The following is a 26,373-nucleotide window of genomic DNA, read 5'->3' as shown; positions in this document are numbered from 1 at the left end:
GGCGTCGCCCTGAACAGCGCACGTCGCACACCGTCAGCGTGAGCAAAGCCCTGAACAACGCACCTCGATTCCACGACACAGCTCCGCCAAAGAGCCCCGAGTGAAGAGCGCTCAGTCCAGCCCAGGAAAGCCCGCGCGCGACAGCACGACGCGCTCGCCGGCCTCCGCGGCCTGGCCATCCGCCAGCGCCGCCCACGTCGCCTTTTCGATGACCCCTGAGTGGGCAGCAAAGGCCTCGAGCATCTCGTCTTCGAAGTCCATGCTCGAACAGGCCAGGTCGGACAGGATGTCGACCGGCACCAGGAACAGCCCCTGCGTACCCGCGGCGCTGGCGCTGAACGCCACGCCGTCGGTGGAGGCCTGCATGCCGGTCATTTCAACTTTGCTCATCGACGGTCCCTTTTCTTTCAAGAAAAAACAAAGCCCCTCGAAGGGGCCGCCGACCAGCATGCCACAAGGACACCGCCAGCCATGACTATGGCTACGTCAGCGCCGGCCCGATGCGCTCGTACTTCGTCACGCAGTGCATGCCGTGCCCCTGTTCGGCAACGTAGAGGCTGCCATCGGTGCCGCCCCACAGGCCGTGGCCATACACGCCGAAAGTGCGAAAGCGCCCGCGCACCGTGCCCGACAGGTCGAGCCGGCTCACGCGCGGCGCCTGTTCGGTAACGAAGACGTCGGCGCCGTTCGACCAGATGTCCATGGGGCGCAGCAGGCCGGTCCATTGCGTGAGGTAGGCGCCGTCGCGGTCGAACAGCTGGACCCTGTCGTTGTCGCGGTCGCACACGGCCACGCGGTTGTCGGCCAGCACCCAGACACCGTGCGGCGTCGAGAATTCGCCCGGTCCCTGCCCCACGCCGCCCCAGGTGCCGAGGTGCTCGCCCCGTGCCGAAAAGCGATGCACGCAGGCGTTGCCGTAGCCATCGCTCACGTAGATCTCGCCATCGGACGCGACCGCCACGTCGGTCGGGTGGTTGAACGGCGCGCCCCAGCGCGGCGCGTTGAAGCCGCCGAGTTCGAAGCGCGGTTGCAGCGACGCGTCGAGCGCCAGCACCTGGTGGGCGTCGTACGAGACCAGGTAGACGTTGTCCGCCGCATCGATGAACAGGCCGTGGCCGCTGGTGAGCCTGGGGTTCTCATACACCTCGTCGAGCTGGCCGTCGGGGCGATAGATCAGCAACTGCGGCGCGGTGCGCTGGAGCACGAACACGCGGCCACGGCTGTCGAGCGCGAGCTGGCTGATGACGCCGATATCGCCGCGCGGCGACGGCTTCTGCCAGGGCCGCACCATGCGGTAGTTCGATGCGCCGTCGGTCATGAAAAAGACGGGCTCTTCGGCGGCTGCATTCATGGCGTGGAATGGCGCATTGCGCGCGCAGGATGTCGGTGGCGCAAGGCTACCGAGCGCACGGCCCCGCGTCCAAACAGTTTTTCTTTTGGCAAGGGAATGGTTTTGCTTGTCGCCACGCCATGGGGCGAGCGACGCATTTATCCTCGCCATGCACGGAACGAGAACGCAAAACGAGACTTCAGGAGACACACCGCATGCACATCGTCATTACCGGCGGCGCCGGTTTTTTGGGCGCACGCCTGGCCCGCACGCTGCTGGCGCAGGGCCAGTTGTCGCTGGCGGGCGCGCCCGCCGCATCCATCGAACGCATCACGCTGGTAGACCGCGCCGCGCCGCCGCCCGACCTTGCGGCGGATGCGCGCATTACCGCCATCACCGGCGACCTCAATGCGCAGCTTTCGGCCGATGCCGACAGCACGGCCTGGCGCAAGGCCGATGCCATCTTTCACCTGGCCGCCGCGGTGAGCGGCGAATGCGAGGCCGACTTCGACCTCGGCATGCGCAGCAACTTCGCGGCCACGCATGCCCTGCTCGAAAAGGTACGCGCGCTCGGCACGAAACCGGTGCTGGTGTTCGCAAGCTCGCTCGCGGTGTTCGGCGATTCGCCCGAGCAGCCGCTGCCGCCGGTCATCGACGACCACACGCTGCCGACGCCGCAGACCAGCTACGGCATCCAGAAATTCATCGGTGAACAGCTGGTGGCCGACTTCACGCGCAAGGGTTTCGTGCGCGGCCGCAGCGTGCGCCTCATGACGGTGAGCGTGCGGCCGGGCAAGCCGAACGGCGCGGCCTCGGGCTTCTTCAGCGGCATGATCCGCGAGCCGCTGGCAGGCCTGCGCGCGGCCTGCCCGGTCCCCGACGAGACACCCGTGGCCATCGCCTCGCCGGCCCGAACCATCGAGGGCCTGCTGCGTGCCGCCGAAGCCACCGACGCGCAATGGGGCCCGCGCACCGCGCTCAACCTGCCCTCGCTGGCCACCACGGTCGGCGACATGGCGGCGGCGCTGGAGCGCGTGGCGGGCAAGGCCGCCACCGACCTGCTCGACCGCACGCCCGATGCAACGATCCGCCGCATCGTGAAGACCTGGCCGGGCCGCTTCGACACCCCGCGCGCCCGGGCCCTGGGCCTTGCACCCGACGAGAGCTTCGAGGCAGTGATTCGTGCCTATGTCCGTGAAAGTCCCGACGCGGTGAAACTGCTTATTCATGCATAGTCATTTCTTTGCGTGAAACCGGTCTCAAGGCTCTTTTTGCGCGCTTTTTTTCCAACCCGAGGAGACAGACAATGAAGTTGACCCGACTGGCCGCCGGCCTGGTTCTGGGCATGGGCATGGCATGCGCCGCTTTTGCGCAGACGACCATGAAGATCAGCATTTCCACCGCGCAGAACTCGCACCAGGGCGTGGCCATCGACACCTTCGCCAAGGAAGTCGAAAAGCGCACGGGCGGCCGCTACAAGGTCCAGACCTTCTACAACGGCGCCCTCGGCGGCGAGCGCGAATCCATCGAAGCGGTGCAGCTGGGCACGCAGGAACTGGCCTTCTCCTCGACCGGCCCGATCCCGAACTTCGTGCCCGAGACCAAGATCCTCGACGTGCCCTTCCTGTTCCGCGACAAGGCCCATGCACGCGCCGTGCTCGACGGCCCCATCGGCCAGGACCTGCTGACCAAGTTCGACGCCAAGGGCTTCAAGGCGCTGGCCTGGGCCGAGAACGGCTTTCGCCACATGACCAACAGCAAGCGCGACGTCAAGGGCCCCGAAGACCTCAAGGGCCTGAAGATGCGCACGATGGAAAACCCGGTGCACATCGCGGCCTACAAGGGCTTCGGCATCGTCACCACGCCGATGGCCTTCCCCGAAGTGTTCACGGCGCTGCAGCAAGGCACGGTCGACGGCCAGGAGAACCCGCTGCCCGTCATCATCTCGGCGAAGTTCGACCAGGTGCAAAAGCACCTCTCGCTGACCGGCCACGTCTACTCGCCCTGCATCTTCGTGATGAACAAGGCCAGCTTCGACAAGCTCAGCGCCGCCGACAAGCAGGCCTTCATCGATGCGGCCAAGGAAGGCACCAAGGCCAACCGCGCCCGCGTGGACGAAGACGACGCCAAGGGCGTGGCCGACCTGCGCGCCAAGGGCATGACCGTGATCGACAACGTCGACAAGGCAAAGTTCGTGGCCGCGCTGGCACCGGTGAACGCGCAGTTCGAGAAGGATTTCGGCAAGGCCAACCTCGACAAGATCCGCGACTACAAGTGAGCCGGACGCCGTCGTCCCGCTAGCGTCTGCGCCCGCCCGGACTTCAGGGCGGGCTTTTTTTGTTTTGAACGCGAGTGCAGATGAAAGATAAATTCCTCGGTATCGAACGCTGGACCACCGGCGCATCGATGCTTTGCGCGTGCCTGATGCTGGTCATTGCATCGGCGCTGGGCGTGTTCCAGATCGTGACGCGCTTCGTGCTGGAGCAGCCAGCGGAGTGGAGCGAAATCCTGATCCGGGTCAGCCTGATCTGGATGGTCTTCCTGGGCATCCCGATGGCATTCCGCCAGGGTGCCATGGTCAGCGTGGACGTGCTCTACCGCTGGAGCCCGCCGCGCGTGCGCCGCGTGCTCGACGCGGTTGTGAGCATTGCCGCGCTCATCCTGATGCTGGTCATTCTCTGGTGGGGTTGGGACTATGCGATGCGCGGACGCGTGCAATCGATGGCCGGCCTCGAAAGCCTGTCGATGATGTGGGCCTACCTCGCGCTGCCGGTCGGCTCGGTGTTCTGCGTCTTCGGCATCGTCGGTAATTTTCTCGATCCCAAGCGGCTCGAACTGGAGACCGCGCAATGAGCGTCGTGATGGTTGCAACGATGGTGCTGTGCTTTGCACTGTCGATCTCGGTGGCGGTGTCCATCGGGCTGGCTTCGATCCTGGGCATCCAGGTCACCAACGCCAACATGCTGATCTCCGTGAAGGAGATGTTCAACGCGATCAACAAGTTTCCGCTGGCGGCCATTCCGTTCTTCATCCTGGCCGGCAACCTGATGGAAACCGGCGGCATCTCGCGCCGGCTGGTGGAGTTCGCCAAGAGCATCGTGGGCGGCGTACAGGGCGGCCTGCCGATGACCTGTGTGCTGACCTGCATGATCTTCGCGGCGGTGTCGGGCTCGTCGGTGGCCACCACCTTCGCGATCGGCGCCATCCTGATCCCGGCGCTCATCAAGCACGGCTACCCGACCTCGTACGCGGCGGCGCTGCAGGCCACCAGCGCCGAGCTGGGCGTGATCATCCCGCCCTCGATCCCGATGATCCTGTACGGCGTGAGCGCCGAAGTGTCGATCGGCGAGCTGTTCATCGCGGGCTTCGGCCCCGGCATCCTGATCAGCCTGGCCCTGATGTTCTTTGTCTGGATCTACTGCAAGTGGAAGGGCTGGGGCAAGACCGACGGCGAAGGCCGCATGCCTTTCGGTCGCGCGCTCTGGCAGGCCGGCTGGGCGCTGCTGATGCCGGTGATCATCCTGGGCGGCATCTACGGCGGCATCTTCACCCCGACCGAGGCCTCGGCCGTCGCGGTGTTCTATGCGCTCATCGTCGGCGTGGTGATCTATCGCGAAATCAAGTTGGCGGACCTGTACGTGATCCTGCGCAAGTCGGTGCTGTCGTCGGCCGTGATCATGTTCATCATTGCCAATGCGGGCCTGTTCGCGTTCCTGATCACCCGCGCCGGCGTGCCCGACGCCATCGGCCACTGGCTGCAGGAGGTGCTCAAGTCGCCGGCGATGTTCCTGCTGGGCGTGAACGCGGCGTTGTTCGTCATCGGCATGTTCATCGAAACCAGCGCGGCCATCATCGTGCTTGCGCCGATCCTGGCGCCGGTGGCGGTGCACTTCGGCATCGATCCGGTGCACTTCGGCCTGATCATGGTGGTGAACCTTGCACTGGGCATGATCACGCCGCCGTTCGGCGTGAACCTGTTCGCGGCCTGCACGGTGGCGCGCATTTCACTGGACCGGATCGTGAAACACCTGGTGCCTTTCGTGCTCGTGATCCTGGGCTGCCTGATGGTGATCACCTACGTGCCGTGGGTATCGCTCGCGCTGCGCGACCTGGTGTACGCGAAGTAGGCACGCGGCGACATCGCACCTCCAGAAAGAGCGGGCCTGCGGGCCCGCTCTTTCGTTTCAGGCCTCGCGTTTCAGGTAGAGGCTCGGCGGCACGCCCAGCGTGCGCCGGAACATCGCGGTGAAGGCGCTCGGGCTCTCGTAGCCGTGCGCCAGCGCCACCTCCAGGATCGAGGCGCCCGCCGCCAGTTGCGGCAGGCTCAGCAGCAGCCTCGCCTGCCGGCACCACGCGCCGAAGTTCATGCCCGTCTCGCGCTGGAACAGGCGCGCCAGCGTGCGCGTGTTCATGTGCAGCCGCAGCGCCCAGTCGTCGAGCGTGGCGGGCAGCGACGGATCGCGCACCAGTTCTTCGCACAGCACCGACAGCCGTGCGTGGCGCGGCATCGGCACATGCAGGGACAGCGCGGGCGCAGCCTCGATCTCGTCGAGGATCAGCTCCATCACGCGTTCGTCGCGGCTGCCGGGTGCGTAGTCCAGCGGCAGCGACACGGCCGCGACGATGAGCTGCCGCAGCAGGGCGCCGACGTGGATCACGCGGCACTCGCTGCCCAGGCCGGCGCGCGTGCCGGGCTCGACGAACACCGTGCGCATCTTCACCGTGCCGGCCATGCGGATCTGGTGCGCCATGCCCGGCGGCACCCAGACGCCGCGGCCGGGCGGCACCACCCAGCTGCCGGGCGCGGCGCTGACGATCATCACGCCCGAAATCGCGTGGATGAGCTGGCCGCGCCGGTGCGCGTGCGGCGGAATGAAGGCGTCGCCGTCGGGGTCGGTCGCCAGCACCGCGACGGCACGCGGGGTCGACTCGCCTTCTTCGGGGCGCAGATTCAGTTTGTCCATTTCTCGACGATGCTTGTGGATTCGTAGCGAGAACATCTTCGCACGGCTTCCTACGATGCCTTTCCCTCAAGGTTTTCAATCAAGGAAGCGATCGAATGAACAAGCGCCGACTCGGGCTGCTCACCGGCACCCATGCCGTCAATGACCTCTACCAGGGCCTGGTGCCCGCGCTGCTGCCGTTCATGGTGCTGGAGCGCGGCTACAGCTACACGGCCGTGAGCGGGCTGATGCTGGCGGCCACCGGCCTGTCGAGCGTGGTGCAGCCGCTGTTCGGCCTGTACGCCGACCGGCATCCGCGCAGCTGGCTGGTGCCGGTGGGCTTTCTGGTGGCGGCGCTGGGCGTGGTGCTGGCGGGCATGAGCCAGAGCTACCTGATGACGTGGATCGCCATTGCGCTGTGCGGCCTGGGCATTGCGGCCTACCACCCGCCCGCGACCGTGGCGGCGCGCGCGGCCGGCGGCGCCTCGCAGAAAGCCATGAGCGTGTTTTCGGTGGGCGGCACCATCGGCGCCTCTTTCGCGCCGGTGCTGGCGGCCACGGTGGTCGGCGGCGGCGGGCTGTCGCGCAGCTACCTGCTCGGCGTGCCGGCAGTGGCCATGGGCGTGCTGTGGGTCACGGCCACTGCGCGGCGCGGCGCGGTCGCGGCGGCAGCCGCCGCAGCGGCCGCCAGGAAGCAGGCGGCCGGCGGCGTGATGAAGCCCCACAACGACTGGCGCGCCTTCAGCCTGCTGGTGGCGACCATCGTGGGCTGGTCGATTCCGTACGTCACGGTGTTGTCGATGCTGTCGCTGCGCATCACCCGCGACCTGCACGGCACGACCTTCCAGGGCGCCGCGGCGCTCACCGGCTTCACCGCCGCGGGCGCGGTGGGCGTGCTGCTCGGCGGCTGGCTCGGCGACCGCATCGGCCGCATGGGCACCATCCGCAGCGGCTACCTGCTCGCCTTGCCGTGCCTCGCGGGCCTGGTGCTGTCGCCGACGCCCGGCTGGGCGCTGGCCTGCACCGCGCTGCTCGGCATGAGCATGTTCCTGCCCTTCGCGGCACAGGTCACGCTGGCGCAGGACTACCTGCCGCGCAACCCGGCCACGGCCAGCGGCATCACGCTCGGGCTGGCGCTGTCGGTCGGCGGGCTGGTGTCGCCGCTGTTCGGCATGTTGTCCGATGCGCGCGGCCTGGGCGTGACGCTGACCGTGGTGTTGTGCGTGCTGTGCGTGGCGACCGTGCTGGCCTTGCGGCTTCGCAACCGGGCGCCGGTGATTCCGCCGGTCGAGGCCGAAGCGGCGGCCGCGGCCTGAGAGGAGAGCGGGGGGGCAGTTCGCGTCGACTCCGGTCGATTGGGTTCCCGGCGGGTTCGCTGCCAGAATCGGCGTCGCGCTCGACGCCGACAACTCACAAACACCGAGGGAACCGCACCATGAACCGACTCGTCACCTGCCTTCTCGCCGCAGGCCTGCTGTCCACGGCAGCCCTGGCCGCCACGCCCGCCGCTACGGCAACGCCTGCCGCGCCTGCCGCGCCTGCCGCGCCTGCAGCGGCTGCGGCACCGGCATCGCCGCCGGCTGCGACAACCGCCGCGCCGGCGCCAGCCCCCGCTGCCGCCGCCCCTGCCGCAGCGCCGGCCACCGGCATCGCCGAAGTGGAAACGGCCGTGCGTGCCTGGGCCGCCGCCTGGTCTGCCCGCGACGTGGAGCGCTACCTCGCGGCCTACGCACCCGAGTTCACGCCCGCCCGCAAGCAGGACCGCAAGCGCTGGGAGGCCGAGCGCCGCACGCGCATCACCGGCAAGTCGAAGATCAGCGTGACCGTCGACGACCTCGTCATCAGCGTCAACGGACAGACCGCCAGCGCCCGCTTCAAGCAGATCTACAGCGCCGACAAGCTGAAGAACACCGACCGCAAGACGCTGGAGCTGCAGCGCGTGGGCAACCAGTGGCTCATCCGCAAGGAAACCGTCGGCGCCTGACCCGCGCCGAGGCGGTGGCCCGATGATTTTTCCTTGTAAGGGGAAAGCTTCATGAAGGTGTCACCGCCGCCCCCGATGCTGCAGCCCTCGATCTCCGAAAGCTGTGGCTGCCATGTTTCCCACCAAGACCGACAAGGCGCGCGACGAACTCCAGGGCGGCCAGCGCACGCTCAGCCAGCGTGAGCGCGCGCTGCTGCTGATGGCCGACGGGCGGCGCTCGCTGACCGATTTCAGCCCGCTGTTCACGAACCGGGGCGAAGCCGAGCAGGCGGTGCATGCGCTGGTGCAGCGGGGCTATCTGCAAGACCCGAAGGCCGCGGCGGCGCCGCAGGCGACGGCCACGGCAGCAGCCTCTACTCAAGCTTCTCAAGCCGCGCAACCCGCCCCGTTGCCCGCAGCCGAACCCATCCGCCTCACCGCCACCGCCGACAACTTCGACGGCAAGCGCTCCCTGGCCACCACGCGCATGTTCCTCTTCGACATCTGCGAACGCATGTTCGTGCGGCGCGACCCGAAATTCGCGCTGCAGATGCGCGACGCCCTGCGCGAGGCCCGCGACCGCGAGGCCATGCTGACCATCGCCGCGCTGATGCTCAGCGAAATCGAGAAAAGCGCCGGCCCCGAGCGCGCCGAATCGCTGCGCGAGCGCATCGACCGGCTGCTGCCGCCGGCCGAAGTGGTGCACTGAAACCCGAAACCCGGGCCGGCGCGATCCACTACACTCACCCGGGTCAGGAGAGAGCCCCGCCAGCCGGGGCCGCCGAAGGCGCAGGGGTTTCCCGAACGCTCAGGCAAAAGGACTGACAAGGCGCCGGCGAACACCGGCGTTTCCTTGCTGGAGAGAGGCCCATGCAGCGTCGTCAGGCGTGCAGCGGCCCACCGAAGGAGCAAACCCCGATCGTGGGGCGAATCTCTCAGGTAAAGCGGACAGCAGGGGTGGCCCGTGGCGTTGCAGCCATGGATTTCGACTGCCCCTTTGGAGTGCCTCCTGGTGACTTCTTCCGCTTCCGACGCCCAGCTTCTCAAGACGCCCCTGTACGACCTGCACGTGGAGCTCGGCGCCCGCATGGTGCCCTTCGCCGGCTATTCCATGCCGGTGCAATACCCCGCCGGCCTGATGGCCGAGCACAAGCACACGCGCGACGCCGCCGGCCTGTTCGACATCTCGCACATGGGCCAGTTGCGCCTGGTCGGCCCCGACGCCGCTGCCGCCTTCGAAACCCTGATGCCGGTCGACGTGATCGACCTGCCCGCCGGCAAGCAGCGCTACGGCCTGCTGCTGAACGACGAGGGCGGCATCCTTGACGACCTGATGTTCTTCAACGAAGGCAACGGCTCGATCTTCGTGATCGTGAACGGCGCCTGCAAGGTCGACGACATTGCCCACATCCAGCGCAAGATCGGCGCGCGTTGCCAAGTGCAGCCGCTGCCCGACCATGCACTGCTCGCGCTGCAGGGCCCCCAGGCCGCCGCCACGCTGGCGCGCCTGTCGCCCGGCATCGAGCGCTTCGTGTTCATGACCGGCGGCGCGGTGCAGATCGGCGGCATTGCCGCCTTCGTCACCCGCAGCGGCTACACCGGCGAAGACGGCTTCGAAATTTCCGTGGCCGCAAAAGACGCCGACGCCCTCGCCCGCCTGCTGCTGGCCCAGCCCGAGGTCAAGCCCATCGGCCTGGGCGCGCGCAATTCGCTGCGCCTCGAAGCCGGCCTGTGCCTGTACGGCAACGACATCGACACCACGACCACGCCGGTCGAGGCGTCGCTCAACTGGGCGATGCAGAAAGTGCGCCGCACGGGCGGCGCGCGCGAAGGCGGTTTTCCGGGCGCGGACAAGATCCTGGCCCAGCTCGCCGCAGCCACGGCAGGCGCTGCCGGCCACACCGACCACGACACGCTGAAGCGCAAGCGTGTCGGCCTGGTGGCGCTGGAGCGCATTCCGGTGCGCGACGGCACGGTGCTGCAATCTTTCGAGGGGCAGGACATCGGCATCGTCACCAGCGGCCTGCTCGGCCCGACAGCCGACCGCTGCATCGCCATGGGCTACGTGGCCACCGCGTTCTCGGAGCCCGGCACGCGCGTGCAGGCCATCGTGCGCGGCAAGCCGGTGCCGATGGAAGTCTCGACCATGCCTTTCGTGCCGACCCGTTATTACCGGGGCTGAACCTGGCTCAGGACAGCTAGGCTCTGCCTCCCGATTCATTTTTTCCACGAGGAGTTTTTCACCATGAGCATCAAGTACACCAAGGACCACGAATGGGTGTCGGCCGAAGGCGGCTCGGCCACCGTCGGCATCACGCTGCACGCGCAGGACGCGCTGGGCGACGTGGTGTTTGTCGACCTGCCTGAAGTCGGCAAGACCTTTGCGCAGGGCGAAGTTGCCGGCGTCGTCGAATCGGTCAAGGCCGCCGCCGACGTGTTCATGCCCGTCTCGGGCGAGATCACCGAAGTGAACGAAGCGCTGCGCGCCGACCCGTCGCTCGCCAACAGCGACCCGCTGGCCAGCGGCTGGTTCTTCAAGGTCAAGCTGAGCGAGCCCGCGCAACTCGACGCGCTGCTCGACGCGGCCACCTACGACAAGTTCGCCGCCGAATCCTGATCTTCTGATTCCCTGATCCGCTGAGCTCCCGAGCCGCCTTTTCTTCTTCTCCTCGACCCTTCACCGCCATGCCGATTCCCGCCCTTCCCTCTTTGCAAGAACTAGAGAACGCCGAAGAATTTCTCGCCCGCCACATCGGTATCGATGCGGCGGACGAGGCGCGCATGCTGCCGGTGATCGGCTCGGAAACGCGCGCGGAGCTCATCGACGGCATCGTGCCCGCGGCCATCCGCCGCGCCCGGCCGATGCGCCTGCCGGCTCCCGTCACCGAAGCCGATGCGCTGGCCGAGCTGAAGGCGATGGCGTCGAAGAACAAGGTGTTCAAGAGCTTCATCGGCCAGGGCTACTACGGCACGCACACGCCCGGCGTGATACTGCGCAACGTGCTCGAGAACCCCGCCTGGTACACCGCCTACACGCCCTACCAGGCCGAGATTTCGCAGGGCCGCATGGAAGCCCTGCTCAACTTCCAGACCATGGTGTGCGACCTGACGGGCATGGCCATCGCCAATGCCTCGATGCTCGACGAAGCCACGGCCGCCGCCGAGGCCATGACGCTGGCCAAGCGCAGCGTCAAGAGCAAGAGCAACGTGTTCCTGGTGTCGGGCGACTGCCATCCGCAGACCATCGAAGTCATCAAGACGCGCGCCGCGCCGCTGGGCATCGAGGTCAAGGTCAGCACCGTGTCGGAAACGCTGCCGCACCTGATGGTGAGCGGCGAATTCTTCGGCGTGCTCGCACAGTACCCCGCCACCACCGGCCACGTGCACGACCTGCGCCCGCTGGCCGGCCATGCGCACCAGTGCGACGCCGCCTTCTGCGTGGCCGCCGACCTGCTGGCGCTGACGCTGCTCGCGCCGCCCGGCGAATGGGACGCCGACATCGTCTGCGGCACCACGCAGCGCTTCGGCATGCCACTGTGCAATGGCGGCCCGCACGCCGCCTACCTGGCCTGCCGCGACTCGTTCAAGCGCTCGCTGCCGGGCCGCCTGGTCGGTGTGAGCGTCGACACGCACGGCCAGCCCGCCTACCGCCTCGCGCTGCAGACGCGCGAGCAGCACATCCGCCGCGAAAAGGCCACCTCGAACATCTGTACCGCGCAGGTGCTGCCCGCCGTCGTGGCCAGCATGTACGCCGTGTACCACGGGCCCGATGGCCTGACGCGCATCGCGCAGCGCGTGGCGGCACTCACCGCCATCCTGGCGCAGGGCCTCTCGCAGATGGGCCGCGAGCCCGTCAACACCACGGCCTTCGACTCGCTGACGATCCGCACCGGCGACGACACGCCGAAGATCATCGAGCGCGCCGCCGCCGCCGGCGTCAACCTGCGCCAGCGCCTGCAGCAGCACCTGGGCATTTCGCTCGACGAGACCAGCACGCGCGCCGACATCGAGACGCTGTGGGCCCTGTTCGTGCCCGCCGGCACGGCCATGCCGCGCTTCGACGACCTGGCCGCCAAGGCCGCGCCGCTGATCCCCGAAGACCTGCGCCGCACCAGCGCCTTCCTGACGCACCCGGTGTTCAACACGCACAAGAGCGAAACCGCGATGCTGCGCTACATCCGCAGCCTCTCCGACAAGGACCTGGCGCTCGACCGCAGCATGATCCCGCTCGGCAGCTGCACCATGAAGCTCAACGCGACCAGCGAGATGATCCCCATCACCTGGCCCGAGTTCGCGAACATCCACCCCTTCGCACCGGCCGACCAGCAGCAAGGCTACGCGCAGCTCGACGCGCAACTGCGCGCATGGCTGTGCGAAGCGACCGGCTACGCGGGCATCAGCCTGCAGCCCAACGCGGGCTCGCAAGGCGAATACGCCGGCCTGCTGGCCATTCGCTCCTTCCATGAAGCCAAGGGCCAGGGCCATCGCAACATCTGCCTGATTCCCTCGTCGGCCCACGGCACCAACCCCGCGAGCGCACAGATGGTGGGCCTGCAGGTGGTGGTGACGGCCTGCGACGCGCAAGGCAACGTCGACATGGACGACCTGAAGCGCGCCTGCGAAAAGCACAGCGCCAACCTGGCCGCGGTGATGATCACCTACCCCAGCACGCACGGCGTGTTCGAGACCCGCGTGAAGGAACTGTGCGAGCTGGTGCATGAACACGGCGGCCGCGTGTACGTCGATGGCGCCAACATGAACGCACTGGTCGGCGTGGCCGCGCCGGGCGAATTCGGCGGCGACGTGAGCCACCTGAACCTGCACAAGACCTTCTGCATTCCGCACGGCGGTGGCGGCCCCGGCGTCGGCCCGGTGTGCGTGGTCGAAGACCTCGTGCCCTACCTGCCGGGCCATGTCACGGCCGGCGTTGCATCGCACGGCGTGGGCGCTGTTTCCGCGGCGCCGCTGGGCAACGCCGCCGTGCTGCCCATCAGCTGGATGTACTGCCGCATGATGGGCGCCAAGGGCCTGCAGGCCGCGACCGAAACCGCCATCCTCAGCGCCAACTACATCAGCGCGCGCCTGAAGGACCACTACCCCACGCTGTACGCGAGCCCCAACGGCCACGTCGCGCACGAGTGCATTCTCGATCTGCGCCCGCTCAAGGACACCAGTGGCGTCACCGCCGAAGACGTGGCCAAGCGCCTGATCGACTACGGCTTCCACGCGCCCACGCTCAGCTTCCCGGTGCCCGGCACGCTGATGGTCGAGCCGACCGAGAGCGAACCGCTGGCCGAGCTCGACCGCTTCATCGACGCGATGATCGCCATTCGCGGCGAAATCCGCCGTGTCGAAGAAGGCGTGTGGCCGAAGGAAGACAACCCGCTCAAGCACGCACCGCACACCGCGGCCAGCCTGCTCGGCACGGAATGGTCGCACCCCTACTCGCGCGAACTCGGCGCGTTCCCGCTGGCCGAGCTCAAGCAGGCCAAGTACTGGCCGCCCATCGGCCGCGTCGACAACGTGTACGGCGACCGCAACCTGTTCTGCAGCTGCGTGCCCGTGGGCGACTACAAGGAAACGGAAGAGGCCTGAGCCTTGGGGCGGCGGCGCTGATTGCAGTGGCGGCGACGGTGACGGCAGGCGTGCGCCGCGCATGAATCCGAACGAAGTCGAATCGCTCAAGTCGCGCTGGCGCGGCTGCGTGTGGGCCCACACGCTGAGCGATGCCGAAGGCGCCGCGCTGCTGCCGCAACTGCGCTTCGTCGAGCTGGCCGCGGGCCAGCCGATATGGCACCGCGGCGACCCGGCCGAGCACTGGGTCGGCATGGGGCGCGGCAGCATGAAGCTGTGCACTACATCGGCCTCGGGCAAGCCCGTGACCTTCATGGGCCAGGCCTTCAGCTGGGTCGGCGAAGTCGAGCTGATTCGCGACACGCCGCGCTTCTGCGACGCCGTCGCACTCTCCGACGCGGTCATCATCAAGATGCCCAAGGCCGCGTTCTTTCACCTGCTCGACAGCAACCCCGCCTTCAACCGCTTCGTGATGCTGCTGCTGAGCGAGCGGCTCACCCAATCGATGGCCGTCACGCTGTCGGACCGCACGCTGGACCCGGTGGCCAAGGTGGCGCAGAGCCTGGCTTCGCTGTTCAGCCCTTCTGCCTTTCCGCCGCGCTCGCTGGAGCTGCAGGTGTCGCAGGCGGAGCTGGCGATCTACTGCAACATGTCGCGGCCGCGATTGAACGCGGCGCTGAAGCAGCTCGAAGCTGAAGGGCTGCTCGAGCTGGGCTACCAGGTCGTCACGCTGCGGCAGCTCGATGCGCTGCGCACCTACGCCAAGCAGTGCGACAACCCGGCGTGACCCGCACGCGCCCGCCACTCAACGACGGGGTTCGATCTGCATGCCGCTGAAAGTTTCCCGAAGACGGGTCGCCTGCTTCAGGCGCCCGTCCCTGATTTCCCGGCCCGCTTTATCGAAGAACTTGACGTCGGTATCGATGACGAGCGTGACCGGCACGTCGCCGCCAGCATCTCGCCACGATGCCTGAAATTCATAAGGCCCCATGCGAGTGCCGCCCAGATGCGGCATCGCCAGGTCGGAGATGCGCGTGCCCGAGCCTGCGTCATTGACCTTTAACGTGCCGAGCAGAAACCTCTCAAATTCCGGCCTGGCCTTGAGCATCGGCAAGACATCTGACTGAAAGCTCACGCTGCCGTCGGCCCAGGCCGGCATCACCGCCGAAAAAAGCACACCGACAGCGACAAGCACTGTCCGACACCGCTGTCTCATGAGCTAGAGCCCTCCTATGAACTTGACCCTACGCTGTGTGCTGTTGACGCCGCTCGCTTGCCATGTTTGAGCCACTCCATTTCCAGCCCCCAGAAAGTTGTCGATGTGATAGCCCCGAATTCGACTCCCGCGATCATCTGCGTACCGGGCTCCAATTGATTCGATCTCCACCTTCCGATGAGGCGGAATTACAGAAGGATCCACCGCCATCGAATGTCCGACGGTCACCGCTCCGAAGGAGCCCTGAACAGTACTCGCATAGGCAAATGTGACGCCCCCAGGGTTCGCCATGCGCGTCGGATTGCCATGGGTATTGGTTGCCCATGCCGAACCGACTCGGGTTGGTCGGACGTACTGGCCATTGAGTGCCATGCCAGTGCCTTGCATCACCACACCTCGGGCACCAAAAAGAAAATCGTCTCGGTGCTGATTTGAAAGCCCATTCGCAGCAACCAACGCGCCACTGAAGTCGGACTCATTGCAGACGTTGTAGCCGGTAATCAAAAAGGTGCTTTCGTACCACGCATCCGACAGGGTGATCTCCAGTGGAACGAAGGTGATCTCTTTTTCGGAGATCGACAGCTTGAGCGTCCCTTTTTCGCGGCTTTCAAGAGTCACGATCACAGAACCTGCAGCGTCTGTCGCAGGGGTAGAGGCTTTGACAGAATCGCCCGCCCTGTCACTGGTGACGGTCAACGCATGCACGGCTTCCGGTGCGTTCTTACCGATGCGGGTCAGCGTTGCCTTGATCTTCAGGCGGTAGAGAATCCAACCGCCCTGGACCCGCGAAGCCGTGGGAATGACTGGCAACTTGTCGTTGTTGATCGTGTTGTTCTCAATCTCCCATGCCAAAGTGAGATCGGCGATCTGTACAACAACGGTGGATCCAGGCGTGGGGTTGGTCGTCCCAGTTCCGACCGCGGCAATTCTTTCGGTCATTTCTTCACGCCTTGATGGATGAGACTGAGCACAAGCTGCTCGGGCGCGATGGTCTTGACGCGTAGTGTCTTTCCCTCTGAGTCGGTGACTCCCGATGTGATCTCACCCGCCTCGCTCTTGATTTGGTACGCCACGTTGACGAGAGGCCTCCCCGTTCGTTTGTCCTGCAGCAAGAATTGCTCATCGTGAAGGAACCTGGGAGCAGGACCGGGATGCCAGTGACCTGCATGATTCAGGTGGTAGGCATGCGAGTCCGCAATGGTTGCAGTGCCGACCCGCTCCACCGTCGCGGAGAGCTGCGAGGGGATCAATGCTGCGCCGCAGGTGGTGGCCATACCTTGCAGTGCGACAGGAATGCCGTCGATCGTGAACGAGGAGACGCCCTCTGCAATGCGATGCGGTCCCGGATGTAGTGGGCAGATGGTCAAGTGCCCCAAGCCTGCCGGAGGGATACCGTAGACATCCGCCCTGGCAGCTGGAAATGCCTCGACGACCGTTCCACCGTGGGTCGTCTTGTCACCCAGGCGAATGATTGGAAGTATCTCGCCCATTTCTACGCTCTTCCAGTTTGTGTGATGGGCGCATACTTTTGCGGCAGGCGGCCGCCACGAGCCACTAGGCCACCGGGCACGACAATCTTTCTCTTCATTTGCTACGCACTCCCTGTCTTGGACAGAGCTTTGTACGTGGCCGAGGCCTTCAACACTATTGCCGATAGTCAACTGGTCAGTCGTTTGTCACGACAGGGCGGAAATTCGATCAACCGCGAACCGACAGGCGGCCTGGCTGCGTTCACCTACTGCGCCGCCGCATCCGCCACCAGCGGCAACCACACACGCCCCGACACCGCATAGCCATTGCCGGTGATGACGCCCGCCACCGGCGCGCCCGAGGCAGGCGCCCAGACGTACTGCGGGTGCGTCGCGAACAGCGCCACGCCCAGTTCATCGCCCGGCTGCATGCGTGCGGCCACGCCACCGAGCGCGATGCGCTGGCGGCCCGGTGGCACGGGCACCACCTGGTCGGACAGCAGCACCACTTCGCCGCCGCGCTTGCGCAGCGCAAGCCCCACCAGCGCGACGCCCGGCCCGGCCTTGCCCTGCACGTCGAGTTCTGCTTCGGGCACGCCAGCCAGCACCGTGCCGGCGCCCTGCCGCGCCAGCGCATCGGCGGGCAGCGCGACGAACCGTAGGCCCGTCGCGCCAGCAGGCACATCGGTCAACGGCAGCGCCGCCCCGACCTGTGCGGCCACGGGCACCGCGCCCTGGTAGGCCGTGCCGTCGTCCAGCGCGATGCAGGTGCCCGGCACCGACGAGAGCCCCGTGGCCTCGTCGCGCAGCTTGGCATCGAGCCACGTCGCCATGGCTTCCATCGCATCGAGATTGCCGCAGCGCGCCGGCTTGTCGCGTTGCCCCGCGCGCGGATTCACATGGCCCGAACGCAGCACCATCAGGCGCACATCGCCACCGCCCGATTTCAGGTAGCGCAAGTTGCGCAGGCCATCGCCCATGTCGAAAAGCACGTCTTCGCTGGCCTGCACGACCAACGCATCGACGCGACGCACCGGCTGCCCGGCCCAGCTCGCGCCCGACGGGCCGTGCGCCTGGTAGGCGTCGCGCAGCCGCGCCGCATCGGTGCCGAGGTCGGCCCACGCCCAGGCACCCGGCTTGGGCGCCTGCTCGCACAAGGGCCGCAGCAGGCCGCCGTCGCGCACCTTGCCGCGCTGCGCCATGAAGCATTCGAACTGCACGAAGCCTTGCTTCAGCACGCCTTGCGGCGCAAGCGAATGCTGCAGGTCGTACCAGGTCATCGACGGAATCACGGTGGTGATGCGTGGCTCCAGTTGTGCCAGCTGCAGCTGGTAGCCGCCGCCATAGGAGCCGCCGATGCTGCCGATGCGGGCGCGGCCGTCGGCGCCCTTGCGCAGCGGCAGCTCGCGCTCGGCCCAGTCGATCAGGCTGCGAACGTCGGCGATCTCCGCCTGCGGGTCCATGATGCGGCTGTCGCCACCGCTGTCGCCGTGGCCCCTGTGGTCGAAGCTGATGACCGCATAGCCGCGCTCCACCAGCGTGGGCACCAGCCGGTCGAGCCGCGACCAGTAGCTTGCGGCCGGGTCGGTGTCGCGCGGCGGCATGGCCTGCAGGCGCCTGAGCCCGAAGCCGCTCGCATGCAGCACCAGCGGGTAACCGCCTTCAGGCTTGCGGTCGGGCAGGAAGAGCGTGAACGCGACCTTGGTGCCGGCCGTGCCCGCCCCCTGCGCCAACGGATCGGCCACTGGCGATTGCACGGAAAGCTGCTGGACGGTGGCCGCCTGCGCGCAAAGCGCCGCGGCGAACAATGCCGCCGCGCCCAGTACGGCGGCCCGGATGATTGCCTTCATGTTTTCTGTTCCTCGTTGCGTGTCTCAAGACACGCGACTCTAGGAACGAAGGCCGCGGCGGATTGTCCCGGCGGGAACAAAGACCGCTACGAAGGCAGCCAAGGCGTGCAGCGCCACGCGGGCAGCGAACTCCCCGCGCCTACGAGGCTTCGCGCCGGTACATCGCCCACTTCACGGTCAGGATGTCCGCGGCGATCTTGGCGGCGTTGACGCCGGCATAGGTTTCGGACGGATCGAATTCGAAGGCCTTGTGGTATCGATTGATCTGCGCGTAGTCGCGGTCGAAGACCATCGGGCCGGTGAGCTCGGCAGGATCGACGCCGGCGGGAAGCGCCAGGAATTTCCGGGGATCGGTGGCACTCTGGTAGAGATCGACGCTCATCAGGTTCATACGCTTGTCCTCGAGATCTTGAGAACAAATCATCTGCGTCATCCGCGCCGCGTGCAATCGGCCTGCGCCTACACGGCGCGGCGCCTCACCACCTCACCGCCTCATCCATTCAAGGCTGCTTCTTCTTTTTGGCGATATCGGCGGTGGCGATCTGCTGGCGCAGCCCGCGCAGGCTGGCCTTCACCTTGCGCTCGTTCTCGGGCCCCATGCGCACCATGATCTTCTGGCCCGACGACATCGACTCGAGCTTCGGATCGACGTACTCGTAGCGCACCCACGGCCGCGTGGAAGGCACGTCGCCCTTCACCTCGACCAGCCGCACTTGCACCGGCCCCGTGGGCTCGGGCGCCTGCAGAAGATGGTCGATGACGGCGATGAGCCGGTCGTTGAAGTAGCGGCCCGGATAGCCAAGCTCTTCGTACGCCTGCTGGAACAGCGGATAGAGCTTGGCGTACACCGCCGCCGCCTTGGCCGGATCGACCGACTCGGCCAGCAGCACGATGCCGTTGTAGCGCGCGGCGTTGTTGGCGGCGATGGTCTGCGTGCCGCCCTGCTGCGGCCCCTCGGTAATGAAGCGCTGGCCCGTGGGCTGCACCGGCCATGCGCTGGCGGGTGCCTGCTCGCGCGCGAGGTTGTCGATGGTGGCGACAAAGCGCCGCACGATGTCGTCGGAGCGAAGGAAGGCCGACACGTTCTTGCCGCCGATCAGCTCGGCCAGCGCCTTCATGACGCGCGAATCGGACTCGGCCAGCTTGGGCAGCGCCGCATCGGGCGGCGCGAGCGCATCGACCGGGTTCTGCGGACCGGTGGGCTGGGCGGAGGCCGGCGGCGGCGCGGGCGCATCGTTCGGCGCGGCGGCCACCGGCACCGGCTCGGCCGGCTTCGCCTGTTGCTGCTGGTACCAGCGCCAGCCGAAGAAAGTGGCCACCAGCGCCAGCAGGACGATGACGACGATGGTGCCCGTGGGTGCCTCGCGGCGGGGTCGGAATTCGGGGGTGTCGCGCGGATCGCGCGTGTCGCTGTCGGACATGGAGTCGGTTTCCTTTTGCCAAGGCTGCAGTGGGAGACGAGTGGCTATGGTGCACCAATAAAGGCAGCGCCACGGCCACATCCTCGTAACGCCCTGTGACGCGCCGGCCGCGCGAAAGTTCAGCCCATGTCTCTCACGCCTCTCACGCCTCTCATGTCCCTCGCGTCTTCTTTCTATATCGCGATGACGTGCGCCTCGTGCGGGTCGACCTTGCCCGCATGCAGCTTCGCGATCACCGCCTGCGCATGCGCGAAGCCCTCGCCACGCGCCAGCGTCATCCAGCGGTTGCCTGGCAGGCTCAGCTCGGCGATGAAGTTGCCCTGCGCCTCGTTGAAGCGGCGGTTGACCTCCTGCGGGCCCCAGTCGGCATTCCGCTTGCGGATCTGCACGGGCGCGAAGTACAACTGCGGCGTCGGGCCGGGCAGCGCGGCGGTGTCGCCGAGAAACTCGGTCTTCTGCGCCGAGCCGGCATAGCAGTCGTACACCAGCGCCGCGCCGAAGTGGTGGTGAATGGTGGCGCGCAGGTCGTCGTTGCCCGAGAAGTCGACATAGAGCGTGGGCACGCCGGCTGGCAGCGATTCAATTTCTTCATAGCCCAGCGTGCGGTCGTAGCAGCCCAGCCCTTCCACGAAGGCGCGGTTGTCCGCCGAGGTGGCGGCAATCAACTGCAGGCCCTCGCGCTTGCCCAGGCAGAAAGCCGTGCCGAACGCCGTCTTGCTCGAAGCGCTGGACACCACCACCTGCGTCGCGCCGAAGAAGGCGTTGTCTTCCAGGAAGTCCGCCAGCATGAACGAGGTGATGAACAACGGGCGCACCAGCATCTGGTAGTCCTCCAGCGCGGCGACATAGCCCACGTCGTTGCTGCATCGCATGTACTGGTTGTAGGCAGACACCAGTTGGCTGCGGTGCGCCGCGCCATCGTAGAAGCCGCGCGCCGTCACGCGCACCGGCTGCATGCGCAGGTGGCTGGCAATCGGAAAGTAGCCGTAGAAGCGTTCGCCCACCGCCACGCCCTCGACGCTCGATGCCACCACATCGGCAAAGCCCCAGGCCGGCATGTGGCCCCAGTCGGCATCGCCCGTGGGAAAGAACTGCCAGTACTTCATCACCGCGTCGCCGAAGGCTGCATAGGTGATGTTGTTGGTGGTCAGCGAGAAGCGGCCGATCTTCATCAGCACCTCGCCGGGCTGCAGCGCGCCGTCGTCGGGCGTGGCCACCACGCGGGTGGTTCCGAGTGCGTTCTTGCGCGTTTCGAGGCGGGTTAAAGTGAATGCGTTGTTCATTCGCAAACTGTATGGCGCCCCGTCCCGCGACGGGTTCGGAAAACCACTCGATGCCCGCCGCACCCCGCTCCAAGCCCCTGAAACGCCCCACGCAGGCGCGCAGCAAGTTCACCGTGCAGGCTATCTACGACGCCTTTGTTCGGATTTGGAATGCGCACGGCTGGGAGGGCGTGACCACGCGCGCGGTGGCGCTCGAAACCGGTATTGCCGTCGGCACGCTCTACGACTACTTTCCCGACAAGGAAGCCCTGCTCTCGGGCTATGTGCGCCATTGCATCGAAGCACTGCTCGCACGCATCGACACCGAAGCGGTAGTGCCCACGGACATCGACTGGCGCGAACGCGTGCGGCGGCTGGTGCGCCTGACCTGCGACACGCGGCTCGAAGGCCTGCCCGCCTTCGACCACGAGATGCTGATGCTCGAACACCGCGTGGCCGAGCCCAAGCACCACCGCCGGGTGTACGACGAACTGGCCGAGCGCTGGCTGCGGGCCTTCGCGGCCTGCACCGACCTGCGGCCGGCGCCCTCGCCCGCCACCCTTCACGCGCTGCTGACCGCGGCGTGGGGCGGCCGCCGCTACCGCTTGCTGGTGCAGCCCGAGGGGGACAAGGACGACGGCAGCAACAGCAGCAGTTGGGTGCGCGAAATGGAAGCGATGGTCATGGCGCGCCTGCAGGCGCGCTGAGCGACTGCAACCACGCCAGCGTGCCCTGCAGTTCGGCCGGGCGAATCTCGTGCGCGCCCGGAAAGTCCGAGCCCGACAAAGCCAGCGGCAAGGTGCGCGCCAGTTCGCGCGTGGCTTGCGCCGCGCTCGGCGGAATCACGTTGTCGGCGCTGCCATGGCTCACCCACAGCGCCTTGCCCTCGAAGGCTTCGGGCGGCGCGATGTGCGGCACCACCTGCGACAGCAGCCGGCTGTGCCACACCATCGCGGCGCGCACGCTCGCCGGTTGGGTCAGCAGCAGCGACAGCGCCATGATCCCGCCCTGGCTGAAGCCGCCGACCACGATGCGCTCGGGCGGCACGCCGAGCTGCTGCGCGGCCGAGGCGATCATCTCGCCGACCAGGAAGCGGCTTTCGCGCTCCTGCTCTTCGTCGATGCGCCGTTCACCGTTGGGAAGAATCTCGAACTCGAACCACGCATAGGCATCGGGCGACAGCACATACGGCGCGCGCAGGCTCAGCACGTGGAACTGCGGCGGCATCATGCGCGCCAGCCCGAACAGGTCTTGCTCGTTGCTGCCCACGCCGTGCATCAGCACCAGCAGCCAGGGTTCGCGCACCGAAGGCTGCGCGGCGTGTTCCAGGAACTTGAGGGGCAGGTGAAGTTGTTGGGTCATTGCGGGTGGGTTCAGATCAGAGCGATGCGGAAAAACCTTGGGCCAGCGCGCGCGTGACTTCGGCCGAAGACACCTCGCGGCAACCGGTCGCGTTCTGCCCCGACCACAGCGGAGAAAAATCTCCGCTGCCCTGGGCTTCGGCCTTGGCGCGCAGCGGCGCGATGCCCGAAGTGGCGAGCGGAAACTCCGGTGCCGCCGCGCCGATGGGGCCCAGCTCGCGCATCACGCGGTTGACGATGCCGCGCGCCGGCCGGCCCGTGAACAGGTTGGTGAGCGCCGTGTGGCGTGCCGCGTCGCTCTTGAGCGCCGCGCGGTGAAGCTTGCTGGTGGTCGCCTCGGGCGTCAGCATGTAGGCGGTGCCGACCTGCACGCCCGCCGCGCCCAGCGCCATGGCCGCGGCCACGCCGTCGGCATCGGCAATGCCGCCGGCCGCGATCACCGGCAGCTTGATGGCGCGCACCAGTTGCGGCAGCAGCGCGAAAGTGCCGAGCTGCTTCGTCAGGTCGTGCGAGAGAAAGTGCCCGCGATGGCCACCGGCCTCGAGCCCCTGCGCAATGACAGCGTCAGCGCCATGCGCTTCGAGCCACAGCGCTTCATCGACCGTCGTGGCCGAGCCCAGCACCTTGGCGCCCCAGCCGCGCACCTGCGCCAGCAGTGCCTCGGACGGCAACCCGAAATGAAAGCTCACCACCGGCGGCTTGAATTCGGCCAGCAGGTCGGCCACGTCGGCGCTGAAGGGGTTGCGGCCCGGCCCGGTCGGAATGCTGGCCGCATCGATGCCGAACTCGGCGTAGTACGGGGCCAGCGCGGCGCGCCACGTGGCCTCGCGTTCGGCGCTCGGCACCGGCGGCGTGTGACAGAAGAAGTTGACGTTGTAGGGCTTGTCGGTGCCCGCGCGAATGGCGGCCAGTTCGCCGCGCATGACGTCGGGGCTCAGCATGGCGCAAGGCAGCGAGCCGAGCCCGCCCGCATTGCTGACCGCGATGACCATCGCACTGGTCTGGATGCCGGCCATCGGCGCCTGGATCAGAGGAAGTTCGGTGCCGATAATCTGCTTCAGCGTCGTCATGCGAAAGGGCTCCTTGTGTGTCGATGCCGGCCATTCTCCCGCCAAGCCGGAGCACGCGGTGGCGGCGGGGTCATGGCCCCGGTTTCGGCACAATTGCGGGCATGCACCGTCGTTCTTCTTCGTCCGCTTTTTTATCCGGCCCTGCTTTTTCGCGCGCCCTGCTTGCGGCCTCCGTTGCCGTGCTTGTCGGCCTTGCGGGCTGCTCGCAGGAGGGCGACAGCAACTCTTCTTCCGCCACCACGGGCACGGACACGGCGGCCGCCCCGGAAGCAACGCAGGCTGCACCCGCCGTCGTGGCGCCCACCGTCTCGGCCACGCTCAAGCGCGGCGAGCTCATGGCGCTGGTCTTCCCCGGCTGGGAAGACAAGGACGACAGCCGCGGCGGCACCGTCCAGTTGCCTGACATCGGCAACGACGGCAAGCCGGTGAAGGGCAGCGAGGGCGAGCAGCAGGCCGACATCACGCCGCGCGAAGTGGTGCGCCTGGACGACACCCACGCGGTAATGCTGACCGAGACCGTGCCGCTGGACGACAGCGGCCAGCCCATCAACAGCCACGTGTCGGGCGCCTGGCTCGGCGCCTACTTCTTCGAGCAGGGCAACGACGGGTGGACACTTTCCAAGCGCAGCGACGGCGTCGATTACCTGGGCTTCATGGGCAACATCGGCCAGACGAAGGTGGAGCGCATCGCGCCGCAACGCTTCGTGCTGACGACCACCAGCGGCAGTTGCTGGCAGGGCAACTGCGGCAGCTGGTTCTCGGTGTATGAACTGGGCGCCAGCGCGGTGCACGAACTGGTCACCAGCATTCCGCTGTCGGCGGAAAACGGCGGCTCCGACGAGGCCTGCGAATCGGTGCTGAGCAACGAGCGCCCGGAGACCCCGGCGCGCGGCAACTGCTTCGACGTGGACGGCACGCCGGAATTTGCCCTGGGCACCGACGACGAGCCGGGCGAGATGCGCATCGTGTACAGCGGCAAGCAGACGGGCCGCGCCAACGGCCGCGCCGAGACGGTCGACCGCACGATCATCTACACGTATCGCAAGGGTTCGTATGTTCCGGGCGAGGGGCGCAACCCGGTGCCGGGGTTCTGACGGGAAAGCCCGAAGCGGCGAGCGCCAACAGCAACAGCAGCAACAACGCAACGCCACCATGCGCACGCAAGCGTCTTCCAGCTCGGGGATCGTCTACAGCGTGCGCAACTATGCCGGCGAATATGCCGGCCACGACCATGCGCACGCGCAGATCATGTTCGCGCTCGACGGCCGCATGGAGCTTGAAATCGGCGGGCGGGCGGCCTTCACCGACACCTCCTGCGGAATGATCATCCCGGCGGGCATGGCGCACACCTTCATGTCGCCGCGCGGCGTGCGCATGGTGGTCATCGACACGCCCGATGACAGCGGCGTCGATCGCATCCGCCGCTTCGCGGTCACGGCTGCGTGCAGGAACGACGTCGATCCGGCCAAGGCCGCGCAACACCTGGCGAATGTGCTGCAAGCACCATCGATCCTCGCGCGCCGCAGCATCGACCTGGCGCGCCTCGACACCGCACTGGGCCGTGCCCTGCATGCCCCCTGGGACACCGCGCGCATGGCCGCCCTTTTCTTCCTGAGCCCGCAGCGCTTTCATGCGCGGCTGCTCGAACTGACAGGGCTGTCGCCGCAGGCCTACCTGCGCTCGCGCCGGCTCGACGCGGCGCAGCGCCTTCTGCGCGGCGGCTTGCCGCTGGAAGCCACCGCATTGCGGGTGGGCTACCGCTCGGCCAGCGCGCTCGGCTTTGCCTTGCGTCGCGACCGCCAGCTCGGTGCCCGGCGGCTGCGCGCGGACTGATCCCTTTATTCTTTCTTCTTCGCCCTGCCAGCAAGGTCGAGAGTCTCTCGACATTTGCGCAGCCCCGCCGCCCCGACCATGCGCGCATGACGACGAAGAACGCATCCATGGTCGGCGCCGGCATGGTGATCGCCGCCGCGGCCCTGTGGGGCACCACGGGAACCGCGCAAACCTTCATGCCCGCCCTCACCTCGCCCTACTGGGTAGGCACGCTGCGCATGGCAATCGCCACGCTGTTCTTTGCAGTTTTCATCGGCTGGCGCCGGCGCGGTGGCGACCGGACGACGCTGGCAGTGCCACGCGCCGCATGGCGATGGGTGCTGCTCGCGGGCCTGTGCATTGCCGGCTACAACCTGAGCTTCTTCGCGGGCGTCAAGGCCACGGGCATTGCGATCGGCACCGCGGTGGCGGTGGGCAGCGGACCCGCGTGGGCGGGAATGCTGCAGGCGCTGGTATCACGCAGGCCGCCTGCGCCGGTCTGGTGGGTGGGCACGCTGCTGGCCATTGGCGGCGGATGCCTGATGGTGATGCCGGGAAGCAGCGCAGGCCTGCGGGTCGATGCCGTCGGGCTGGGGTTGTGCCTGGCGTCGGGCCTTTGCTACGCGATCTACACGCTGGTGAGCCAACGCCTCGTGAGCCATTCGCCGCCCGCGACGGTCACGCTGTGGGTTTTCACCACGGCCTCCGCGGCGGCGATACCCACCGCGCTCTTGATCTCGGGGCCCTTTTCGACAACACCGGCGGGCTGGGCCATCGTGGCCTACCTGGGCCTGATCGCGACGGGGGTGTCGTACCTGCTGTTCAGCCATGCGTTGCGGCGCATTTCCGGCGCTACGGGCGTGACGTTGGCACTGGCGGAGCCGGTCACCGCGTTCGGGCTGGCATTGGTGGTGGTGCATGAGCGTCCGGCCCCGGCGGCCTTTGCGGGACTGGCGATGGTGCTGGCGGGGCTGGCGATCGTGGTGTGGACTGAAGCGCGACGTGCTCGGTGACGCTGCGTAGGTCCTGCGCTGCACTCGGGGGCGCTGTTGTTCGGGGCGCTGTTGTTTGGGAGCGGGTTCGGGGTCATTCTTTGGCTTGT

The 26,373-nt window shown here is 67.3% G+C and carries 27 protein-coding genes and 2 riboswitches; of the genes, 15 read left to right on the top strand and 12 right to left on the bottom strand.

The genetic code is table 11. The annotated features are described in order from the left end of the window. Positions 1–111: 111 nt before the first annotated feature. Both DBV14_RS25815 and DBV14_RS25810 read right to left on the bottom strand, forming a co-directional pair. On the bottom strand, positions 112–390 hold the full coding sequence (locus tag DBV14_RS25815; RefSeq protein WP_185546125.1) for a DUF1488 family protein: 279 nt from the start codon (positions 388–390) through the stop codon (positions 112–114). Positions 391–481: 91 nt separating this feature from the next. Next, positions 482–1,351, bottom strand: a complete 870-nt coding sequence (locus DBV14_RS25810; RefSeq protein ID WP_124463505.1) for a hypothetical protein — start codon at positions 1,349–1,351, stop codon at positions 482–484. A gap of 194 nt (positions 1,352–1,545) precedes the next feature. On the opposite strand from DBV14_RS25810, the gene denD reads away from it, so the two are divergent. The 4 genes from denD to DBV14_RS25790 all read left to right on the top strand — a co-directional run bounded on the left by denD (position 1,546) and on the right by DBV14_RS25790 (position 5,457). After that, positions 1,546–2,565, top strand: coding sequence for a D-erythronate dehydrogenase (gene denD / locus DBV14_RS25805; RefSeq protein WP_124463503.1), 1,020 nt, complete (start codon positions 1,546–1,548; stop codon positions 2,563–2,565). A gap of 71 nt (positions 2,566–2,636) precedes the next feature. Next, complete coding sequence (locus tag DBV14_RS25800; protein WP_124463501.1) at positions 2,637–3,608, top strand: TRAP transporter substrate-binding protein; 972 nt, start codon at positions 2,637–2,639, stop codon at positions 3,606–3,608. 80 nt (positions 3,609–3,688) lie between these two features. After that, positions 3,689–4,183 (top strand): TRAP transporter small permease, encoded by a 495-nt coding sequence (locus DBV14_RS25795; RefSeq protein ID WP_124463499.1) that lies wholly within the window; start codon positions 3,689–3,691, stop codon positions 4,181–4,183. Continuing rightward, a complete protein-coding gene (locus DBV14_RS25790) occupies positions 4,180–5,457 on the top strand; it encodes a TRAP transporter large permease (protein WP_124463497.1) in 1,278 nt (425 codons plus the stop codon). The genes DBV14_RS25795 and DBV14_RS25790 overlap by 4 nt, the downstream gene beginning before the upstream one ends. 57 nt (positions 5,458–5,514) lie before the next feature. On the opposite strand, the gene DBV14_RS25785 is transcribed toward DBV14_RS25790, so the two are convergent. Continuing rightward, on the bottom strand, positions 5,515–6,294 hold the full coding sequence (locus DBV14_RS25785; RefSeq protein ID WP_124463495.1) for a helix-turn-helix domain-containing protein: 780 nt from the start codon (positions 6,292–6,294) through the stop codon (positions 5,515–5,517). A 95-nt stretch (positions 6,295–6,389) separates the two neighbouring features. Here DBV14_RS25785 and DBV14_RS25780 point away from each other — a divergent pair, with 95 nt between their 5' ends. The 7 genes from DBV14_RS25780 to DBV14_RS25750 all read left to right on the top strand — a co-directional run bounded on the left by DBV14_RS25780 (position 6,390) and on the right by DBV14_RS25750 (position 14,597). Continuing rightward, positions 6,390–7,589 (top strand): MFS transporter, encoded by a 1,200-nt coding sequence (locus DBV14_RS25780; protein WP_124463493.1) that lies wholly within the window; start codon positions 6,390–6,392, stop codon positions 7,587–7,589. 119 nt (positions 7,590–7,708) lie between these two features. Further along, entirely contained in the window at positions 7,709–8,257 is a 549-nt protein-coding gene (locus tag DBV14_RS25775) for a hypothetical protein (protein ID WP_124463491.1), read from the top strand. 112 nt (positions 8,258–8,369) lie between these two features. Then, positions 8,370–8,945 carry a hypothetical protein gene (locus DBV14_RS25770; protein WP_124463489.1) on the top strand — a complete coding sequence of 192 codons (576 nt, stop codon included), beginning with the start codon at positions 8,370–8,372 and terminating at the stop codon, positions 8,943–8,945. A gap of 34 nt (positions 8,946–8,979) precedes the next feature. Further along, positions 8,980–9,070, top strand: a riboswitch (glycine riboswitch). Positions 9,071–9,082: 12 nt separating this feature from the next. Next, a riboswitch (glycine riboswitch) is annotated at positions 9,083–9,198 on the top strand. A gap of 47 nt (positions 9,199–9,245) precedes the next feature. Continuing rightward, positions 9,246–10,418 (top strand): glycine cleavage system aminomethyltransferase GcvT, encoded by a 1,173-nt coding sequence (gcvT, locus tag DBV14_RS25765; protein ID WP_124463511.1) that lies wholly within the window; start codon positions 9,246–9,248, stop codon positions 10,416–10,418. A gap of 63 nt (positions 10,419–10,481) precedes the next feature. Continuing rightward, positions 10,482–10,853 (top strand): glycine cleavage system protein GcvH, encoded by a 372-nt coding sequence (gene gcvH / locus DBV14_RS25760; protein WP_093237207.1) that lies wholly within the window; start codon positions 10,482–10,484, stop codon positions 10,851–10,853. A 68-nt stretch (positions 10,854–10,921) separates the two neighbouring features. Then, on the top strand, positions 10,922–13,831 hold the full coding sequence (gene gcvP, locus DBV14_RS25755; protein ID WP_124463487.1) for an aminomethyl-transferring glycine dehydrogenase: 2,910 nt from the start codon (positions 10,922–10,924) through the stop codon (positions 13,829–13,831). Positions 13,832–13,892: 61 nt separating this feature from the next. Beyond that, a complete protein-coding gene (locus tag DBV14_RS25750; RefSeq protein WP_124463485.1) occupies positions 13,893–14,597 on the top strand; it encodes a Crp/Fnr family transcriptional regulator in 705 nt (234 codons plus the stop codon). A gap of 18 nt (positions 14,598–14,615) precedes the next feature. On the opposite strand, the gene DBV14_RS25745 is transcribed toward DBV14_RS25750, so the two are convergent. From DBV14_RS25745 to DBV14_RS25715, 7 genes are all read right to left on the bottom strand, one after another. Further along, entirely contained in the window at positions 14,616–15,005 is a 390-nt protein-coding gene (locus DBV14_RS25745; protein WP_124463483.1) for a hypothetical protein, read from the bottom strand. A 24-nt stretch (positions 15,006–15,029) separates the two neighbouring features. Next, positions 15,030–15,965, bottom strand: coding sequence for a 3D domain-containing protein (locus tag DBV14_RS25740; RefSeq protein WP_124463481.1), 936 nt, complete (start codon positions 15,963–15,965; stop codon positions 15,030–15,032). Further along, on the bottom strand, positions 15,962–16,516 hold the full coding sequence (locus DBV14_RS25735; RefSeq protein ID WP_124463479.1) for a PAAR domain-containing protein: 555 nt from the start codon (positions 16,514–16,516) through the stop codon (positions 15,962–15,964). The genes DBV14_RS25740 and DBV14_RS25735 overlap by 4 nt, the downstream gene beginning before the upstream one ends. 245 nt (positions 16,517–16,761) lie before the next feature. After that, positions 16,762–18,345, bottom strand: coding sequence for an alpha/beta fold hydrolase (locus DBV14_RS25730; RefSeq protein ID WP_124463477.1), 1,584 nt, complete (start codon positions 18,343–18,345; stop codon positions 16,762–16,764). Positions 18,346–18,484: 139 nt separating this feature from the next. Then, positions 18,485–18,736 carry a hypothetical protein gene (locus DBV14_RS25725; RefSeq protein ID WP_124463475.1) on the bottom strand — a complete coding sequence of 84 codons (252 nt, stop codon included), beginning with the start codon at positions 18,734–18,736 and terminating at the stop codon, positions 18,485–18,487. Positions 18,737–18,845: 109 nt separating this feature from the next. Then, on the bottom strand, positions 18,846–19,766 hold the full coding sequence (locus tag DBV14_RS25720; protein WP_124463473.1) for a DUF3014 domain-containing protein: 921 nt from the start codon (positions 19,764–19,766) through the stop codon (positions 18,846–18,848). Positions 19,767–19,939: 173 nt separating this feature from the next. Next, positions 19,940–21,049 carry a DUF2855 family protein gene (locus DBV14_RS25715; protein WP_124463471.1) on the bottom strand — a complete coding sequence of 370 codons (1,110 nt, stop codon included), beginning with the start codon at positions 21,047–21,049 and terminating at the stop codon, positions 19,940–19,942. A 50-nt stretch (positions 21,050–21,099) separates the two neighbouring features. Between DBV14_RS25715 and DBV14_RS25710 the strand changes: the two genes are divergently transcribed. Then, the gene (locus DBV14_RS25710) at positions 21,100–21,735 is read left to right on the top strand and encodes a TetR/AcrR family transcriptional regulator (protein WP_124463469.1); all 636 of its coding nucleotides are present in this window, start codon (positions 21,100–21,102) and stop codon (positions 21,733–21,735) included. Here the strand turns inward: DBV14_RS25710 and DBV14_RS25705 are convergent. Further along, positions 21,710–22,390, bottom strand: a complete 681-nt coding sequence (locus DBV14_RS25705; protein WP_124463467.1) for an alpha/beta hydrolase — start codon at positions 22,388–22,390, stop codon at positions 21,710–21,712. The two genes, DBV14_RS25710 and DBV14_RS25705, sit on opposite strands and share 26 nt — an antisense overlap. 16 nt (positions 22,391–22,406) lie before the next feature. Beyond that, complete coding sequence (locus DBV14_RS25700) at positions 22,407–23,459, bottom strand: nitronate monooxygenase family protein (RefSeq protein WP_124463465.1); 1,053 nt, start codon at positions 23,457–23,459, stop codon at positions 22,407–22,409. 101 nt (positions 23,460–23,560) lie between these two features. Between DBV14_RS25700 and DBV14_RS25695 the strand changes: the two genes are divergently transcribed. The 3 genes from DBV14_RS25695 to DBV14_RS25685 all read left to right on the top strand — a co-directional run bounded on the left by DBV14_RS25695 (position 23,561) and on the right by DBV14_RS25685 (position 26,284). After that, on the top strand, positions 23,561–24,553 hold the full coding sequence (locus DBV14_RS25695) for a hypothetical protein (protein ID WP_124463463.1): 993 nt from the start codon (positions 23,561–23,563) through the stop codon (positions 24,551–24,553). A 58-nt stretch (positions 24,554–24,611) separates the two neighbouring features. Beyond that, the gene (locus tag DBV14_RS25690) at positions 24,612–25,292 is read left to right on the top strand and encodes a helix-turn-helix domain-containing protein (protein WP_124463461.1); all 681 of its coding nucleotides are present in this window, start codon (positions 24,612–24,614) and stop codon (positions 25,290–25,292) included. Positions 25,293–25,378: 86 nt separating this feature from the next. Beyond that, positions 25,379–26,284 carry a DMT family transporter gene (locus tag DBV14_RS25685; protein WP_260397230.1) on the top strand — a complete coding sequence of 302 codons (906 nt, stop codon included), beginning with the start codon at positions 25,379–25,381 and terminating at the stop codon, positions 26,282–26,284. The last annotated feature ends 89 nt before the right edge of the window (positions 26,285–26,373 follow it).

It is taken from the genome of Variovorax sp. KBW07, assembly GCF_003852515.1.
Taxonomy (GTDB): domain Bacteria; phylum Pseudomonadota; class Gammaproteobacteria; order Burkholderiales; family Burkholderiaceae_C; genus Variovorax.
This window is presented reverse-complemented; position numbering and strand designations above follow the sequence as displayed.